We start from the raw sequence: 17,188 nt of genomic DNA on the forward strand, positions 1-17,188 counted from the left end.
GTGGTGGAGGCATGATGAACTCAGCTCGGGAAGGCGCGGCCCACGACATTCCGGCGCTCCTGGTGGCTATCCGGCCGCGGCTGCACCGCTATTGCGCGCGTATGGTCGGATCCGCCATCGACGGAGAAGACGTACTGCAGGACGCGCTGATCAAGGCCGTGGAGGCGGCCCCTACGGCCGGCCCGATCCGCAATCCGGAGGGCTGGCTGTTCCGGATTGCTCACAATACGGCGCTCGATTTCCTGCGCCGGCGCAACCGGCAAGAGGCACTGCATTCGCTTCAGGAGGTGGACATGATCGTTGACGAGATCGACACGGTCGCAAGCCGCCAAATCGCAGCGACCAGCCTGCGCACTTTCATGCGCCTGCCGGTTGGCCAACGCGCAAGCGTGATCCTGATGGACGTGCTCGGCTGCTCGCTTCAGGAGATCTGCGATGTCATGGACTTGAGCCTGCCCGCAGTAAAGGCTGCGCTGCATCGCGGGCGCACGCAGTTGCGCGAGCTTGCAGAGGAACCCGACGATGCGCCGCCTCCGCGTCTGTCGGCAGCCGACCGCACGCGGCTGGCCAATTATGTCGACCATTTCAATGCACGGGATTTCGATGCGATACGCGCCATGATCGCCGAGGACGTCAAGCTCGATCTGGTCAACAGGACCCGACTGACCGGCAAGGCCGAGGTGTCCCGGTACTTCGGCAACTACGCAACAATCAATGACTGGCACCTCGTACCGGGCCTCGTCGAAGGCCAGCCGGCCGTCCTGGTGCTCGATCCCGCGGCGATCCCCGGTTCAAAGCCCAAATACTTCATCCTGCTCGGCTGGGCGTCGGGCAAAGTCGCCAGGATACGGGACTTCAGGCATGCCTCGTACGTTGCCGAAGACGCTGACATCCTGGTCGACCAAGACAAGATCGGGCGTTAGGAGCCCGACCAGCGTTTCGATGCACTGGGTTCAGTCACGGAGCGGGCATTGGAGTTGCCATCGGTGCCGCGCCCCAAGGCACGCCCCCAAGGCACTGCAGCTACGTCATTCGAATCCAAGCGCCCTTGCTTGTTGCGGACTTCACAGCAGCATCGATGAACTGCACCCCTGCCAGACCATCCTCGACGGTTGGGAAGATCACCTCAGGATCCGGCTTTTGGCCGGCCTGTGCCGCGCGGATGGCGCGCGCTGCTTCGGAATAGATCGTCGCGAAACCTTCGAGGTAGCCTTCAGGGTGACCCGAGGGGATACGGCTGACGCGGGCGGCGTCGGCCAATGTGCCGGCCCCACCGCGCGTCAGGAGCTGCTTCGGCCGGCCGTACGGCGTGAACCAGAGATGGTTCGGATTCTCCTGCGCCCATTCGAGACCGCCTTTGCTGCCGTAGACGCGCAGCGTGAGCCCGTTCTCGTTGCCGACGGCAACCTGGCTCGCCCACAGCATGCCCTTCGCGCCGCCCTTCCACCTGAGCAGAATCTGCACATCGTCATCGAGCCGCCGCCCCTCGACGAAGGTCGACAATTGCGCGAGCAATTCGTCGAGCGCGAGCCCGGTGACGAAGCAGGCCAGATTGTAGGCATGGGTGCCGATGTCGCCGATGCATCCGCCGGCTCCGGACCGGGCCGGGTCCGTGCGCCATGCCGCCTGCTTCTGGCCGGTGGTTTCCAATGGCTCGGTCAGCCAATCCTGCAGATACTCGACCTTGACGAGACGGATCTCGCCGAGTTCGCCATTTGCGATCATCGCGCGCGCTTGCCGGACCATGGGATAGCCGGTGTAGTTGTGCGTGACGACGAAGATCCTGCCCGTCTTCCTGACCAGCGCCACCAGTTCCTCGGCCTCCGCAACCGTTGTCGTCAGCGGCTTGTCGCAGATGACGTGGATGCCGGCGTCAAGGAAAGCTTTCGCGACCGGGCTGTGCATGTGATTGGGCGTCACGATCGAGACCGCCTCGATGCCGTCCGCTCTCGCCGCTTCTGCCCGCGCCATCTCCTCGAAAGAGCCATAGGCACGGCCATCAGCGATGCCGAGCTCCTTTGCGGAGGCTTTGGCTCGAACCGGATCCGACGCGAGCGCGCCGGCGACCAGCTCGAACTGGTCGTCGATGCGCGCGGCAATGCGGTGGACGGCACCGATGAAGGCACCCTGGCCACCGCCGACCATGCCGAGGCGGATACGACGATGGCCGCCGGTGTCATTGCTTGCTTCGATAGCCATGTTGCACCCTCTCTTCAGGAGATGCCGAGCATCTTGCGGTTGGCAGCCGCGTCGGTGCCGCTGCCTGCGAAATCGTCGAAGGCCTTCTCCGTCACCCGGATGATGTGGTTTCGGATGAACTCGGCGCCCTCGGCCGCGCCTTGCTCGGGATGTTTCAGGGCACACTCCCACTCGAGCACCGCCCAGCTGTCGTAGTCGTATTGCGTGAGCTTGGAGAAGATGGCGCCGAAATCGACCTGGCCATCGCCAAGCGAGCGGAAGCGGCCGGCACGGTCGACCCAGCTCTGGAATCCGCCATAGACGCCCTGGCGGCCGGTCGGATTGAACTCGGCGTCCTTGACGTGAAACGCCTTGATCCGCTGATGGTAGATATCGATGTAGTCGAGATAGTCGAGCTGCTGCAGCACGAAGTGCGAGGGATCGTAGAGCAGGTTCGCGCGCGGATGGTTGTTCACCCGCTCCAGGAACATTTCGTAGGAAACACCGTCGTGGAGGTCCTCGCCCGGGTGGATCTCATAGGCGAGATCGACGCCGTGCTCGTCGGCATGGTCGAGGATGGGCCGCCAGCGCCTGGCGAGCTCGTCGAAGGCGGTCTCGATCAGGCCGGCGGGACGCTGTGGCCAGGGATAGACATAGGGCCAGGCCAGCGCGCCGGAGAAAGTCGCCTGGGCAGTCAGCCCGAGCCGCCTGGACGCCAGGATGGCGCGCTTGACCTGATCGACGGCCCATTCCGTGCGGGCCTTGGGGTTGCCACGCACCCCCGGCGCGGCGAAGCCGTCGAATGCCGCGTCATAGGCCGGGTGAACGGCGACGAGCTGACCTTGCAGATGGGTCGAAAGCTCGGTGATGGCAAGGCCGTGGCGAGCCGCAATGCCCTTCACCTCGTCGGCATAGGTCTGAGACTCCGAGGCCTTGTTCAGGTCGAACAGCCGCCCATCCCAACTCGGAATCTGAATCCCCTTGTAGCCCAGGGATGCCGCCCATCCGCACATCGCATCGAGCGAGTTGAACGGCGCCGCGTCGGCAGCGAACTGAGCCAGGAATATCGCAGGCCCTTTGATCATCTTCATCGAATGCCTCCTTCTGCCTTGGACGTTTTGGGGATCGCTTTTCCGCATCATGGGTGCGAGGATGCCGGCCATCGAGAAAGAGAGCAATACCGGACTACGCGACGGGATGAAGCTCTATATCGCGACGGGACCGATGATCCTACGCTCCAACAGATGGAGAGCGCCCGCGCGCACGGTAGGCTGCGCGTTTGCCAAACTGGCCGGAGCCATTGCGGCTGCGACTGAGCCAGCCCATCTCGCCCCGCAGTTCGATGAATCGACGCGGCCACAAAGTGGCCGCGTCGACTTGGTCAGCGAAAGTCCCCTTTGGTCTCGGGGATCACGATCGCCCCGATCAGATAGATCGCGAAGACGCCGACCGCAAACCAGGCCAGCGACAGCGGGATCTGCGCCGGGCTGCCGCTCACCAGCGAAACGAAGGTCGGCATCATGCCGCCTAGCGCGAAGCCGATGTTCCAGGACAGGCCCGTGCCGCTCGCGCGCAGCGCGGTCGGGAAACGCTCGTTCAGGAAGATCAGCACCGGCGCATAGCCGGCATTGCCGATGAAGGCGATGGCGAGCGCAAGAAGCGTGATCTCAGTCGTGTCCTTGGTCGCCGCGAGGTTGAGATAGCACAGCGGCAGCAGCACGGCCGCCAGCGTGCCGATCAGCAGAAAGGTCTTCTTGCGGCCGATCCAGTCGCTCAGCGCGCCGATCAGCACAGCCGAGAAGAACGCCGAGACGCTCGCGCCCATCAGGATCAGCGACGAGGTCTGGTTCGGCACCGCGTTGATCACCTTCAGGAAGCTCGGCAGGTAGCCCGAGGTCAGGTAGTAGCCGGCGCCGCCGCCGAAGGTGATGAGCAGATTGACCAGCAGGACGCCGCGATACTCGCCCGAAAACACGTCCTTGACCGGCGCTTTCGACACCTTCGCCTGCTTGTTGCCCTGCTGGGACTTGAGCTCCTTGAAGTACGGCGATTCCTCGAGGTTCCTGAAGATGAACCAGCCGAGCAGCGAGCTCAGCAGCCCCGAGAAGAACATGAAGCGCCAGCCCCACACGGCGAAGGCATCGCCGGGAAAGACCGAGGACGTGATCAGGAAGACGAAGGATGCGAGCAACGCGCCGATGCCGGCGCCACCGCCGCCTACCAGGCCCGACATCGCGCCACGCCATTGCGCCGGCACCGATTCCGTCCCGATCGTGTGGGTCGAGGCCACGACGCCGCCGACGAACACACCCTGTACCAGACGCAGGATCAGGAAGATGATCGGCGCGATAATTCCGGCCTGCGCGATGGTCGGCAGCAGGCCGAACGCCGCGGTACTGAGGCCGACGCCGACAATGGCGATCAGCATCGCCTGCTTGCGCCCATGCACGTCGGCATAGTGCCCGAACACTGCCGAGCCGAGCGGCCGCATCAGGAGCGTGACGGCGAACGAGCCGTACACTGCGGCGAGCGACAGCGCCGCATTGCTCGACGGAAAGAACAGCGCGCCAACGACCGGCGCCACGTAGAGCAGAATGAACAAATCAAACAGATCGAGCGCCCATCCGAGCACCGATGCGATGATCGCGTTGACCATCTGCTTGTTATCGGCCGATGCTTGCGCACCTGCGGCCGGCATATCCATCTCAGCCATTTTGTCCTACCTCCCCGCTTGAGTAATGCCGCGGTCCGCGCCATTGCGAACCACGGCAGTTCGTTGCATCGCGTATCAGCGGCCGACGAATTTCGGCGGACGCTTGGCGTTGAAGGCCTCGACGCCCTCCTTGAAGTCCTCCGACTGGCGCAGGCGGCTGTAGCAATGGCCTTCGAGCTCGATGGCGATCGCCAGCGTCGAATCCTCGGTGTCGTTGAGCAGCTTCTTGGCGGTGCGCTGCGCCAGTGCAGAGAAGGTGCGGAGCTCGTCCACCAGTCTGTCGGTCGCCTTCTCGAGCTCGGCATCGGGCACGCATTCGGTGGCGATGCCCCACTCATAGGCCTGCTTGGCCGAGATACGCTTGGAGCGCATCACGATGTCCTTGGTGCGGGTGATTCCGACCATCTTCTGCAGGCGGGCCGAACCGCCCGAGCCCGGAATCTGACCGAGCTTCTGCTCCGGCAGCGCGTATTGCGTGGTCTCGGATGCGATGCGGAAGTCGCAGGCGAGCGACAGCTCGAAACCGACGCCGAAGCAATAGCCGCGATTGGCGACGATCACGGGTTTTGCGCAACGCGCCGGCGCCGCGATGTTCCAGGCGAGCTTGGAGACGTGCTCCGGGCTCGCCGCCATGAAGCCGCCGATATTGCCGCCGCTGGAGAAATGCTCGCCCTCGCCGCGGACGACGATGACGCGCACGCGCGGATCCTCGTCAAGCGTCTCGAAGGTCAGGCGCAGCTGGTCGCGCTGCGGCATCGCCACGACGTTGTAGGGTGGACGTCCCAGGATGATGTCGGCGCGCTCATGCGCCTCGTCGATCTCGACCTTGAACCCGTCGAGATTTGCGAGCCGGGGATCGGCGAATGTGTAGGGTGACGGCATCTGTGCTTCCTTCTGTTGAATGGATGATGATCAGGCCGCGTCCGACGGCGGCAGGCGCTCGGCCTCGTATTCTCCGGCGACGAGCAGTCGCCGCAGCAGCTTTCCGACCGGCGATTTCGGGATCGCGTCGACGAAGACGTAGCGGCGCGGCCGCTTGAAATTGGCAAGGCCCGAAGTGCGGCAGAACTGCTCCAGCTCGACTTCAGACACCGCGCGGTTGCGCTTGACGAAGGCGGCGACGACCTTGCCCCATTTCTCGTCCGCGACGCCGACGACCGCGACCTCGTCCACGGCTGGATGCAGCGACAGGCAACTCTCGATCTCGACCGGCGAGACGTTTTCGCCGCCGGTGATGATCATGTCGTCGACCCGGCCGGTGACGAACAGATCGCCGTCGGGATCGACGAAGCCGGTATCGCCGGTGAAATACCAGCCTTCGCGCAACGACTTGGCGTCCGCTTCGGGACGGCGCCAATAGCCTTCGAAGGCCTCGTCGCCTTTGAGCGTGGCGATGATCTCGCCCTCCTCGCCGACGGCGGCAAGCTCCGCCACCGACTTCGCGCCGATGCGCACGACCTTGACGTGCTGGTTGAGCCCCGCCTTGCCGGCCGAGCCGGGCTTTGCGGCCGCGTTCTGGTCGATCGTAAAGGTGTAGATCTCGGAGCTGCCATAGTGATTGACGAACAGGCTTGGCTTGAACGCCTCGTTCAGCTTCTTCAGCAGGCCATCGGTCATCGACGCGCCGGCGAAGCCGAGCTTGCGCACGCTGGAGACGTTGGTCCCGGCAAAGGCCTCGTGATGGACGAGATCGTGATAAAGCGTCGGCACCAGATAAAGATTGGTGATCGCTTCCTTCTCGATCAGCGCCAGCGCCTGGCGACTGTCATAGCGCGGCAGGCAGATGAACGTGCCGCCGATCAACGACATCGCCAGCAGCGAGCGGACGCCCATGGTGTGATAGAGCGGCATCACGCCGAGCGTGCGCTCACCTCGGCCGTAGAGATTTTGCGCGACATGGGCGATCGCGGCGGCGCGTTCGGCGCGATGCCGCCGCGGCACGCCCTTGGGACGCGACGTCGTGCCTGACGTATAGAGCATGATCGACCAGGCATCGGCTCCGACGCGCGGCTCGGCATCGGGGACGCGGTCCCTGATCAGATCGGCGAAGCTGGTTGCATCGCCCGTGCCGGGATCGACGGACACGCGCAGCAGCTTGCCTGCCAGCGCCGAGCCCTGCACGGCCTCGGCGGAGATGTCCTGATGGAAGACCGCGCAGGCCTCGGCATTCTCGATGCAATAGTCGAGCTCGTCGGCCTTGGCGCGCCAGTTGATCGGCGTGATCACGAGGCCTGCGAACTGGCAGGCCCAGTGCAGCGTCGCCGCTTCCCAGCGGTTCTGCAGCAACGTGACGACGTGATCGGCGGGCTTGAGGCGAAGGCGGTCGAACGAGGCGACGAGGGCAGAAATTCTGTCGTACCATTGCCGGTAGGTCAGGCGGAGTTCGCCGTCGACCAGGGCAACGGCGTGAGGATCGCGCGCGGCGCTGGCAATGAAGCTGCTGGCGAGATCAAGCATCGGACGTCTCTTTGTTGGATGAAGCAAGCTCGGCGGCGGCATCCAGCGCCGCCTGGATGATCGGGGTGTAGCCGGTGCAGCGGCAGATATGGCCGCTAAGGAGATCGCGGATCTCCGCCTCGGTCGGCGCCGGGTTCTTCGCGAGATAATGATCGAGCGACATCAAAATGCCGGCGGTGCAGAAGCCGCACTGGAGCGCGTGGTTGCGACGGAACGCCTGCTGCAGCACGCCGAGCCTGTCGGCCGACGGTGCGAGGCCTTCGACGGTCTTGAGCTCGCAGCCATCGACCTGCGCGGCGAGCGTCAGACAGGACCGTGTCAGCATGCCGTCGACGACGACAGTGCAGGCACCGCAGACGCCGTGCTCGCAGCCGACATGGGTACCGGTCGCGCCCGGCTGGTGACGCAGGAAATCGGACAGCAGCATGCGCGGCTCGGCCTCCGCCTCGACGGGCTTGCCGTTGAGCGTGAAGCGGACGGGATGGCGGCGATCTGCCTCGAGGCGCGTCATTGCAGCACCTCGCCGATCAGGTCGCGGCCGATCATGCGCACGAGGTCACGGCGATAGCGCGCCGTGGCGTGGACGTCGTCGCGCGCGCCAAGCTCCCAGGCAAAGGCGTTGAGGGCATCGTCGAGCGCGCCTCCCTCCAGCCGCGGCCAGTCGCGCGCGGTCGGAACATCCGCGACGCCGCCAACGGCGAGGCGTACGCCTGTCGGCGTCTTCATCGCAGCGCAGGCAACAATGGCGAAGTCGCCGTGCCGGCGCGCGACCTCGCGGAAGGCGACGCGCAATCCCTTCACCGCCGGCAGCGAGATGCCCTCGATCAGCTCGTCATCGGCGCGCGCGGTCAGCATCATGCCGGCAAAGAAATCTTTGGCCGCGACGCGGCGGCGTCGTTTAGCGCTGCGCAACAGCACCTCGCCATCAAGTGCGACCAGCGCGAGCGGCATCTCGGCACTGGGATCGGCATGCGCGAGCGAGCCGCAGACGGTGCCGCGGCTGCGGGTCTGCATATGCCCGACCCAGGGCAGCGCCAGCGCCACGAGCGGCAGCGCCTCGGCGAGGCCCGGCCAGGCCAGCAGATCGGCCTGCCGCACGCCGGCGCCGATGACGATGCTATCGCCCTTCCGCTCGATCTGGCGCAGCTCCCTGATCCGCATGATGTCGATGAGAAGCTTCGGCTTGGCGAGGCGCATGTTGAGCATCGCCATCAGCGACTGGCCGCCGGCAAGGACGCGGGCATCGCCGCCCTGCTGCGCGAGGATTTCGAGGACGTCACCGATGCTCTCGGCGCGGAGATAGTCGAATGCGGGCGGCTTCATCGGCGCCCCCCGAACAAGCCGGCGACCTTTACCAGCAGCGCGAACAGCGAGAAGCCTCCACCCGAAGCACCGCCGCCGCCGGCCTTGCGGGCCAGCGCGGTGAAAAACTGGCCGATGATCACGCGTGTCGCGCCATCAAGCAGACGGCCGCCGATGCTGGCGACCTTGCCGCCGATAGCGGCGTCATAGCTGTAGGTCAGGCTTGTTCCGCCATTGCCGTCGGGCGCAAGCGTGATGCGCCCCTCCGCGCTGCCGAAACCGAGCGCGCCGGTGGCCCCACCGCGCAAGGTGACCGCGCGTGGCGGGTCGAGATCGAGCAGCTCGACATCCGCGCGATAGCGGCCGGTGACGGGGCCGATGCCGAGCGTGACGTCCGCGCGGAAATGCGTGTCGGTGACCTTGTCGACGCGCTGGCAGCCGGGAATGACCGATTGCAGCGTGGCCGGATCGAGCAGCATCGCCCAGACCTGCTCCGGCGCGCCCTTCACCGTGGCCTGTCCTTCGCCGCGCAGCCGCCTGTCGCCGTCACGAACGGGGGCCGAGGTCGCGCCGCCCGCCGGAGGCGGCGGCTCGACGCCGCGCACCAGCTCGGCGAGCCGCGCCGGCACCAGCGGCAAGGTGATATCGGCGACGCCGAGCGCATCCGCAACCGCATTGGCGAGGCACACCGGCGTCGACATGCAATTGCCCTCGCCCACGCCCTTGGCACCGAGCGGCGTGAATGGCGACGGCGTCTCCATGTGGAAGATCTCGGGCTCCGGCACCTCGGTTGTGGTCGGCAGCAGATAGTCGGCGAACGTTCCCGTCAGGAAGCTGCCGTCCTCGGCGTAGGCATATTCCTCGAGGAGAGCGGCGCCGAGCGCCTGGGTGAAGCCGCCGCGGATCTGGCCGTTGACCATGCCGGGATGCAAAATGGTGCCGCAGTCGTGCATGGTGACGTAGCGGTCGATCCGCGTCTCCAGCGTGACGGGATCGATCTCGACGCCGCAGAAGTCGAAGATGAAACCGTGGCAGAGCGAGGAGTTGATGCGGTCCTCATCGTCGGGCGGCATCAGCTCCGGCGGCGTCCAGAACACGGTCTCGCGGATGGTGTGACTGGCATCATCAGGGAGCGAGCCCGGTGACCAATGGCTGAGCGCAGCGACGCGCGAGAACGCGATCCGGTTCTCGGGATTATGCTTTGAGGCCACAAAACCCTTTGCGAAGACGATGTCCGCGGCCTCGACGTTGAGCTGGCTCGCAGCAATGCGCGCGAGCCGGCCAGCGACGCGCTCGGCCGCAAGTTTTGCTGTGCCCGCCACGGCCGCGGCGAAGCGGCTGGCGTAGTTGCCGGACGCGATCGACCAGGCATCCTTGGCCGTGTCGATCTCGGTGTTGACGCGGATGTCCTTCGGCTGCAGACCAAACACGTCGGCCACGACCTGCGACAGCACGGTGCGATGGCCCTGCCCCTGCGGCACGGAGGCGACATGGACGGTGACGCTGCCAACGGGATCAAGGCCAACGGTAGCCGTCGCCTGCGCGCCGTTCTTCGGACCTGCCTTGCGGCGCTCGGCCGCCGTCAGCACGGTCGTGATGTAACCCATGTTGGAGACGCTGGGCTCGACCACCGCGGTGAAGCCGATGCCGTAGAGACGCCCTTGCGCCCGCGCCGCGTCGCGCCGCGCTTTCAGCTCCGCGAGCCGGCCCTGCTCGACCGCGCGCGCGACAGCTTCCTGATAATTGCCGGAGTCGAGTAACGCGCCAGTTGCCGTAGGATAGGGAAATGCGCCAGCGCCGATCAGATTGCGCTTGATCACATCGAGCGGATCGAGGCCGAGGCCAATCGCAATCGTCTGAACCAATCGCTCCAGCGCGAAATAGACCTGCGGGCCGCCAAAGCCGCGGTTGAGGCCGGTCGGCGTCTTGTTGGTGACGACGACGCGGTTGCGGACCTTGACGTGACGAATGTCGTAGGCCCCGGTCAGATTGCCGTGCATGCGATAGAGCGTCGCCGGCTCGGGCGCGCGCAAATGCGCGCCGCAATCCTCGACCTGGTCCCAATCCAGCGCGAGGATCTTTCCATCCGCAGTGACCGCCGCCGACAGCGTCGTCGCGCGGTTGGTCGCCGACACCGATGCGGTGAGATGCTCGAGCCGGTCCTCGATCCACTTCACCGGCCGGCCCGAGATACGCGCGGCGGCGGCGATCAGCACGATGTAGGGAAACACGCCTTGCTTGACGCCGAAGCTGCCGCCGGAATCCGGCGGCGTGCGCAACCGCAGGCGGTTGCCCGGCACTTTCAGCGCCCGCGCGATCACGGTGTGAATGCTGAACGGACCCTGGAAATTGGCGAGCACCTCATAGGCGTCCTCGCCGGCATCATGCGAGGCGACGACGCCATAGGTCTCGACCGGCGTGCAGGAATTACGGGGATAGCGGATGTCGATCGAGAAGCGATGCAGAGCCTCCGCAAAGACACTTTCTGGATCGCCATAGCGGAAGGAACGATCGCTGGCGAGATTGCCGGGAAAGCCGTCATGCAGCACGGGAGCATCAGGCGCCAGCGCACCCAGCGGATCGACGACGGCGCCGCGCGGTCGATATTCGACGTTGATGATCTCGGCCGCATCCTCGGCATGCGCGCGATCCGTCGCGACGACCACGGCAACCGGCTCGCCGACATAACGCACGCGGTCCATGGCGATCGGCCAGCATTCGACCGGCGCCTTCACGCCGACGACGAGGCTTGTCGTGACCGCCTTGACATCGCTGCCGGTCAGAACCGCCGCAACGCCCGGCAGGCGTTTTGCAGCTTCAGCATCGATCGAGAGAATATCGGCATGCGCATGCGGCGAGCGCAGGATGGTCGCGTGCAGCGTGCCGGGCGCAACACCGAGATCGTCGATGAAGCGACCACGGCCGGAGAGCAGCGCGGCGTCCTCGACGCGCTCGATCGAGCGCCCGACCCACGGCTGATCGCCTCGTCCCGGATCTGCGGATCTGACCGCCTGCAACATGTCCCGGCATACCTCGCGACGCGTTCTTTGACGCGGCGGTGACACTTGTCAGGACAGGGGCTGCGCGGGCCATACCGCCCGCTCTCACGACTTACCAAATCGTCTCATTCGAGCGCGTGCAGCGCAATATCAGCCCGCGAGACTCAACCAGCGAGACGCGAGACGTTGCGAAACTCGCGCGGGCTGACGCCGGCATGGTCGCGGAAGAAGCGCGTGAAATGCGCCGGCTCCGGAAAGCCAAAACGCTCGCTGAGCTCGCCGAGCGGCGTGTCCTCGCGCATGACAGCGTCGAGCGCACGTTCCATGCGGACCACGTTGAGATAGATCTTTGGCGAGACGCCGAGCGAGGTCTCGAACAGGCGGAAGAATTGCGCGCGCGAGAGCCCTGCGCCCTTCACGAACTGATCGACGCCGCCATAGGAATCCTGCCCGCGCATCGCATCCATCGCGCGGCGGATGCGCCAGTCGCAGCTCACCGCGCTCATGCCGCGGATCGAGGTCGGAAAGCTGCGCCAGGGCGTAAAGCGCTCGATCACCGCGATCATCAGGTCCGACAGCGTCTGCTCGTGGGTCCGCACCGCATCCGGATTGGCCATCATTTCAGCCGCCAGATGCAGCGTGAGCTGGCGGATGCGCGGCGACACCTCGCCCGAGGGCCGCTCGAAGAAGCCGGGCGCGCCGCTCGCGGCCCAACCGGGGCGGAACTCCTTCAGCCATTCCGGCTCGATATAGAGCGCCATGATCAGGGTGCGCGGACGGTTGACGTCATGCACATAGGCATGCGGCTTCCAGCCGTCGACCAGCACAGCGGCGGTGTCCGTCAGCGGCGTGACCTGGTCGCCGACCATGAACTGCGTATCGGCCCCCTCGACCTTGAGCAGGACGTGGCAATGATGATGAGCGTGGCGGACCAGCGAACGATCCATGTCGAGCAGAGCGACCCTGCCGAAAGCGCCATGAGCGATGCGCAGGGCCGTCGACATCAGTTCCTTCCTCCCGGCGTTGCACCGCAAAATGGCTGCCTTGTCGAGTGCGGCACTATAAGCAGCACCCACTTCATATTCCAAGCGCGCAAATGGATGCAAGCCGTTCACGCCCATAGCTCTGCAAGCAGTCCGCCGGGTTTGGATCGCCGCAACGCGGTGGCGAGATCGGCATCCTCGCCTTGACGCGGATGCGCTTGATCGCTTGATGCACGAAGCCGGCACGCCGCGACGTCACGGCGCGCTTCGAACGACCTCACCGGTTCGCGCAACGTCTGCCTGAAAGACCTTTCCCAACCAACGCTGGAGATCGTCCATCACCGTGTAAAAGGCAGGCACGTACATCAGACTGAGAAGGGTCGAGCTGAACAATCCCCCGATCACGGCGATCGCCATAGGCGCCCTCCTCTCGGCATCCGCTCCCATGCCCAAAGCTATGGGCAGCATGCCGGCGCTCATCGCTATCGTGGTCATGACGATCGGCCGAGCTCGTTTCCGGGCCGCGTCCAACAAAGCCTGCGTGCGATCAACGCCGCCATCGCGTCTGGCGACGATCGCGTACTCGACGAGAAGAATCGAGTTCTTCGCCGCAATTCCCATGAGCATGAGCAGCCCGATCATGACCGGCAGGGAGATCGACATTTGCGTCATCAGCAACGAGCCGAGAGCCCCTCCGACCGACAGCGGCAGCGCGGTGAGAATGGTTACCGGCTGAACGAACCCGTTGAAGAGCAGCGCGAGGACGACGAAGAGCAGAACGATGGCCGACCCGACCGCGAGCTTGAACCCGTCGAACAGCTCCTGCATGCGTTCGGAATCGCCCGCAAGCTTGTAAAATACCCCTGCCGGCAGCCGCTTGATCGAAGGCATCCGGGCGACCAGGTCTTCCGCCTCGCCGACCGTCAAGCCACTTAATTCCGCTTCGACCGTCTCGCTTCTGGTGCGATCGGTCCGCTCGATCTGGAGCGGACCTGAGCCGAAGCTGATGTCGGCGACAGACGACAGAGGCACCGGCTTCTCGAAGGTCGGCACCTGCAGCATCGACAGGCCAGCCATGTCGGAGCGAGCAGCGTCGTTCAGCAAAATGCGAACCGGAATCTGCCGCGCGCCCAGGCAGAACTTCGACAGGTTCTGGTCGATATCGCCTACGGTGGCGACATTGACAGTCTTGGCGATCGCAGTCGTGGAAACTCCGAGGAGAGCGGCCTTGTCCGCCTTAGGCGTTATCCGGAGCTCAGGCTTGGCGAAACTGCTTGTGACTCTCGCGCGTTGGAATCCAGGAGTTGCGCGCATATCCTGGGCCAATCGGCGTGCCGCATCGGCAAGTGCTGCGGCATCATCGCTCAACAAGGATACCTGGATTTTCGCGCCGGAGGACCCGTCCTCGCCGAGGCGGATCCGGACGCCCGGAATGATCGACAGTTGACGGCCGATCGAGGCTTCGAACGCCTGTTGGGAGAGGGTTCGCTCGGCTCTCGGAACGAGATTGATCGTAACGGTCGATCTTCTGACCTCTCCTACCGAGGTCGACAGGTCTCCCGGGCCGGAAAGCGTCGAGGTCTCGGTTCCGACGGCGGCATAGACGGAAGCGACTTCTGGTCTCGCCCTCAGCAGGAACGCGACCCTTTGCGTGGCAGCGTCCGTTTCCTGCAACGTCGCACCCGGCACCAACTCTACGCTGAGGATCGTGCGGCTTCGATCGGCCGCTGGCATGAAGTCGGTCGGAAGGGACGGAATGAGAGATAATGACGCGACGAAGACTATGACACCGGCGACGATGGTGATCCATCGATAGCGCAGCGTCCAGGTCAACACCAAGGCATAGTACCGCACCCACGCCGGCTCGGGATGCTCTTTTCCGGTCGTCTTCAGGAGAAAGGCCGCCATCAATGGCGTAAGCAGGCGAGCGACCACGAGAGAGAAGAAGACAGAACTGCAAACGGCGATCGAGAAAGCCTTGAAGAACTGCCCTGGAATGCCCGGCATCAGGCCGACCGGCGCGAAAACCACGATGATGGCGAACGTCGTCGCAACCACGGCCAGGCCAATCTCGTCGGCCGCATCGATGGCGGCCTCGTAAACGGTCTTTCCGGACTGCCGAATATGCCGGACGATGTTCTCGATTTCCACGATGGCGTCGTCGACAAGAATGCCGACGACCAGGGCAATCGCCAGAAGAGTGATGTTGTTCAGCGATTGGTTCAGCGCATACATCACCGCGAAGGTCGGCATCAACGACAACGGTAGCGCAGCACTCGAGATCAAGGTCGCCCGAATATCCCGCAGGAAGATCCATACGACCAGAACTGCGAGCAACGCTCCCAACAGGAGCGCCTCGATGGCGGCGTCGTATCCCTCGATGACCGCATCGGTCGAGGACGTCACTTCCAGGATCCGAACGCCAGCGTGCCCAGCGCCGAATTCGGCCATTCGCTTCCTGACGGCTCGGGTCACTGCAAACTCTCCGGTCCCGACGGCGCGGTAGACGCTGAAGCCAACGACTTCCCGATCATTGAACCGGGACCTCTGTCGCGGTTCGGCCCATGAGCGCTCGACGGTTGCGATTTCGGACAGCTTGACGCTGCGGCCGTCGCTGAAGGCGAGGCGCATCTCCTTCAGGGCCGCGACGTCCGGAACGCTTCCCACGGTACGAATGACTTGCTCGGATCCACCGAGCGTCGCACGACCGCCGGGTTGAGTGATGTTGCGGTTTCTCACAAGGTCGGAAACTTCCGCGGCGGTCAGTCCCAGAGCGAGCAATCGGTCGGGATCGAGCTTAACGGTGATTTCCGCATCGACACCGCCGGATCTGAGGATCTTGGAGACACCGGGGACTGCGAGCGCGGATTTGGCGATGTCGTTGTCTATGAACCAGCTCAACGCGTCCGGAGCCATCATCGGAGCGTCGACAATGAACGTGAGGATCGCCTGTCCCGTCGCCTCGACGCGCCGGACCATGGGATCGAGCGTTGCTTGCGGGAGCTTCGAACGGATCGATACGACGGCATCCCGGACGTCGTTCGTCGCCCGATCGATATCGGTGCCGATCGCGAACTCGACCATGGTCATGGACAGTCCCTCGTTCACGATCGAACGAGTGCGATTGACGGTACCAAGTCCTGCGACGCCATCCTCGACGAATCGGGTGATTTGCGCCTCGATTTCAGTCGGCGCAGCTCCAGGCCAGGCAACGCTGACGGTCACCGTCGGAATGTCCATGTCGGGCATATTGTTGAGCCGGAGCTTCGAAAAGCCGACGGCCCCTGCAAGGGTGAGCAGCACGAACAGAATGATGGTCGCGACAGGATTGCGGATCGCCCAACCGGAGATGCCGTTCATCGCAGCGCGCCGCCTTTGACCGAGGCAGTCTTCACGTTCACGAAATCGCCGTCACTGAGGAGACCTGCACCATGGGTCACAATGCGATCTCCAGCCTCCAGTCCGCGCAGGACCTCAACGTCATCCGATTCCTTGGCGCCTAGACCGATCTCGACCAATGACACCAGGCTGTCGCGCCCGATCTTGAAGACGTGCGCCTTCGCTTCGCGCCAGACCAGCGCCTTCAGAGGAACGGTCAACGCGAGTTTTCTTTCGGCCGAAATCTCGACCCGAACGAACATCCCCGGCTTGAGTTTCGTTCCCTTTGGCAGCGCGACATGAACCGTACCCAAGCGCGTCTTCGGATCGACCACCGGCGAAACGAGGCGGACCGATCCATGCTCGGATTGCCCGCCGGGGCCGAGCACCATCACATGCTGCCCCGCGGCAGCAGCGAGCAGGTCGGTTTCGACCACGCGGGCATCGACCTCGATGCGATCGTCCTGGATCAATCGGAACATCTCGACCCCGGCTTGGACCACCTGGCCGATCGCCACCGATCTCGAGGCGATCGTTCCCGCGGCGGGAGCGATGATGACCGTCTGACGTTGCCGTGCCTCTGCTTCGTCGAGTTGGGCACGAGCCGCTTCCAGCTTGGCCTCGGTCGTCTTGACGAGCGTCTCGCGCTGCTCGATGGCTTGCGCGCTCATCACGCCCGAGGACACCGAATGCGCGCGCGCAGCATCCGATCTGGCAATGGCAAGGCTCGCTTCCAGTTCGTCGATCGCGGCTTTCTGCTTGGATATCGCCGCAGCCGTCAGATCCTGGCTGAGGCGCGCCAGTACCTGCCCCTTCGCAACGAGGTCGCCTTCGTCCACGGCGACCTCGATCACCGCCAGCCCGCCCGCTTCAGAGCTGACCGGGATTTCACGCCACGCGACGACGTTGCCTGTCGCCGTGATCGTTCTGGTGACCTCCGATCTCTCGACCGATGCGGCCAAGACGGTCATCGCGAATGAGAGACTTTCCGCATGGACGGTGGAATGGAAGACCAGAGACGTCATGAGCGCCATCGACCTCAGGCCGCGATGGATTCTTTTCATATCAGCACCCTTCTCCGCGCCCGTGTCGATTCCCGAACGCCTCGCCAGCCGTCACCTTCCTCGAACGGCCGACGACTGCTCGGGTAGGACGTGGGGTTTGCTCGCGTAGTACAA

The 17,188-nt window shown here is 64.6% G+C and carries 12 protein-coding genes; 1 reads left to right on the forward strand and 11 read right to left on the reverse strand.

All coding sequences use genetic code 11. The features are described 5' to 3' along the window. Positions 1–11: 11 nt before the first annotated feature. Positions 12–923 carry a sigma-70 family RNA polymerase sigma factor gene (locus ACNJYD_RS30460; protein WP_439364175.1) on the forward strand — a complete coding sequence of 304 codons (912 nt, stop codon included), beginning with the start codon at positions 12–14 and terminating at the stop codon, positions 921–923. A 100-nt stretch (positions 924–1,023) separates the two neighbouring features. Here ACNJYD_RS30460 and ACNJYD_RS30465 read toward each other — a convergent pair whose 3' ends face one another. The 11 genes from ACNJYD_RS30465 to ACNJYD_RS30515 all read right to left on the reverse strand — a co-directional run bounded on the left by ACNJYD_RS30465 (position 1,024) and on the right by ACNJYD_RS30515 (position 17,035). Continuing rightward, complete coding sequence (locus ACNJYD_RS30465; RefSeq protein ID WP_439364176.1) at positions 1,024–2,199, reverse strand: Gfo/Idh/MocA family protein; 1,176 nt, start codon at positions 2,197–2,199, stop codon at positions 1,024–1,026. Positions 2,200–2,213: 14 nt separating this feature from the next. Further along, the gene (locus ACNJYD_RS30470; protein WP_439364177.1) at positions 2,214–3,269 is read right to left on the reverse strand and encodes a sugar phosphate isomerase/epimerase family protein; all 1,056 of its coding nucleotides are present in this window, start codon (positions 3,267–3,269) and stop codon (positions 2,214–2,216) included. A gap of 290 nt (positions 3,270–3,559) precedes the next feature. Next, positions 3,560–4,891: an MFS transporter gene (locus ACNJYD_RS30475; protein WP_439364178.1), complete on the reverse strand. Its 1,332-nt coding sequence runs from the start codon at positions 4,889–4,891 to the stop codon at positions 3,560–3,562. A 75-nt stretch (positions 4,892–4,966) separates the two neighbouring features. Next, the gene (locus ACNJYD_RS30480; RefSeq protein ID WP_439364179.1) at positions 4,967–5,773 is read right to left on the reverse strand and encodes an enoyl-CoA hydratase/isomerase family protein; all 807 of its coding nucleotides are present in this window, start codon (positions 5,771–5,773) and stop codon (positions 4,967–4,969) included. A 30-nt stretch (positions 5,774–5,803) separates the two neighbouring features. After that, positions 5,804–7,348, reverse strand: a complete 1,545-nt coding sequence (locus ACNJYD_RS30485; RefSeq protein ID WP_439364180.1) for an AMP-binding protein — start codon at positions 7,346–7,348, stop codon at positions 5,804–5,806. Beyond that, positions 7,341–7,859, reverse strand: a complete 519-nt coding sequence (locus ACNJYD_RS30490; RefSeq protein ID WP_439364181.1) for a (2Fe-2S)-binding protein — start codon at positions 7,857–7,859, stop codon at positions 7,341–7,343. The genes ACNJYD_RS30485 and ACNJYD_RS30490 overlap by 8 nt, the downstream gene beginning before the upstream one ends. Next, entirely contained in the window at positions 7,856–8,671 is an 816-nt protein-coding gene (locus tag ACNJYD_RS30495) for an FAD binding domain-containing protein (RefSeq protein WP_439364182.1), read from the reverse strand. The genes ACNJYD_RS30490 and ACNJYD_RS30495 overlap by 4 nt, the downstream gene beginning before the upstream one ends. Continuing rightward, positions 8,668–11,670 carry a xanthine dehydrogenase family protein molybdopterin-binding subunit gene (locus tag ACNJYD_RS30500; RefSeq protein WP_439364183.1) on the reverse strand — a complete coding sequence of 1,001 codons (3,003 nt, stop codon included), beginning with the start codon at positions 11,668–11,670 and terminating at the stop codon, positions 8,668–8,670. The genes ACNJYD_RS30495 and ACNJYD_RS30500 overlap by 4 nt, the downstream gene beginning before the upstream one ends. Positions 11,671–11,813: 143 nt before the next feature. Beyond that, positions 11,814–12,653, reverse strand: coding sequence for a helix-turn-helix transcriptional regulator (locus ACNJYD_RS30505; protein WP_212254360.1), 840 nt, complete (start codon positions 12,651–12,653; stop codon positions 11,814–11,816). Positions 12,654–12,887: 234 nt separating this feature from the next. Continuing rightward, positions 12,888–15,992, reverse strand: a complete 3,105-nt coding sequence (locus ACNJYD_RS30510) for an efflux RND transporter permease subunit (RefSeq protein WP_439364184.1) — start codon at positions 15,990–15,992, stop codon at positions 12,888–12,890. Further along, complete coding sequence (locus ACNJYD_RS30515; RefSeq protein ID WP_439364185.1) at positions 15,989–17,035, reverse strand: efflux RND transporter periplasmic adaptor subunit; 1,047 nt, start codon at positions 17,033–17,035, stop codon at positions 15,989–15,991. The genes ACNJYD_RS30510 and ACNJYD_RS30515 overlap by 4 nt, the downstream gene beginning before the upstream one ends. Between the last annotated feature and the right edge of the window lie 153 nt (positions 17,036–17,188).

The sequence above is a fragment of the Bradyrhizobium sp. SPXBL-02 genome, from assembly GCF_051853065.1.
Classification (GTDB): domain Bacteria; phylum Pseudomonadota; class Alphaproteobacteria; order Rhizobiales; family Xanthobacteraceae; genus Bradyrhizobium.

Bases quoted from the DNA above. Each gene is read 5' to 3' on its own strand.
- ACNJYD_RS30460 (WP_439364175.1), top strand. From the start codon at position 12: ATGATGAACTCAGCTCGGGAAGGCGCGGCCCACGACATTCCGGCGCTC.
- ACNJYD_RS30465 (WP_439364176.1), bottom strand. From the start codon at position 2,199: ATGGCTATCGAAGCAAGCAATGACACCGGCGGCCATCGTCGTATCCGC.
- ACNJYD_RS30470 (WP_439364177.1), bottom strand. From the start codon at position 3,269: ATGAAGATGATCAAAGGGCCTGCGATATTCCTGGCTCAGTTCGCTGCC.
- ACNJYD_RS30475 (WP_439364178.1), bottom strand. From the start codon at position 4,891: ATGGCTGAGATGGATATGCCGGCCGCAGGTGCGCAAGCATCGGCCGAT.
- ACNJYD_RS30480 (WP_439364179.1), bottom strand. From the start codon at position 5,773: ATGCCGTCACCCTACACATTCGCCGATCCCCGGCTCGCAAATCTCGAC.
- ACNJYD_RS30485 (WP_439364180.1), bottom strand. From the start codon at position 7,348: ATGCTTGATCTCGCCAGCAGCTTCATTGCCAGCGCCGCGCGCGATCCT.
- ACNJYD_RS30490 (WP_439364181.1), bottom strand. From the start codon at position 7,859: ATGACGCGCCTCGAGGCAGATCGCCGCCATCCCGTCCGCTTCACGCTC.
- ACNJYD_RS30495 (WP_439364182.1), bottom strand. From the start codon at position 8,671: ATGAAGCCGCCCGCATTCGACTATCTCCGCGCCGAGAGCATCGGTGAC.
- ACNJYD_RS30500 (WP_439364183.1), bottom strand. From the start codon at position 11,670: ATGTTGCAGGCGGTCAGATCCGCAGATCCGGGACGAGGCGATCAGCCG.
- ACNJYD_RS30505 (WP_212254360.1), bottom strand. From the start codon at position 12,653: ATGTCGACGGCCCTGCGCATCGCTCATGGCGCTTTCGGCAGGGTCGCT.
- ACNJYD_RS30510 (WP_439364184.1), bottom strand. From the start codon at position 15,992: ATGAACGGCATCTCCGGTTGGGCGATCCGCAATCCTGTCGCGACCATC.
- ACNJYD_RS30515 (WP_439364185.1), bottom strand. From the start codon at position 17,035: ATGACGTCTCTGGTCTTCCATTCCACCGTCCATGCGGAAAGTCTCTCA.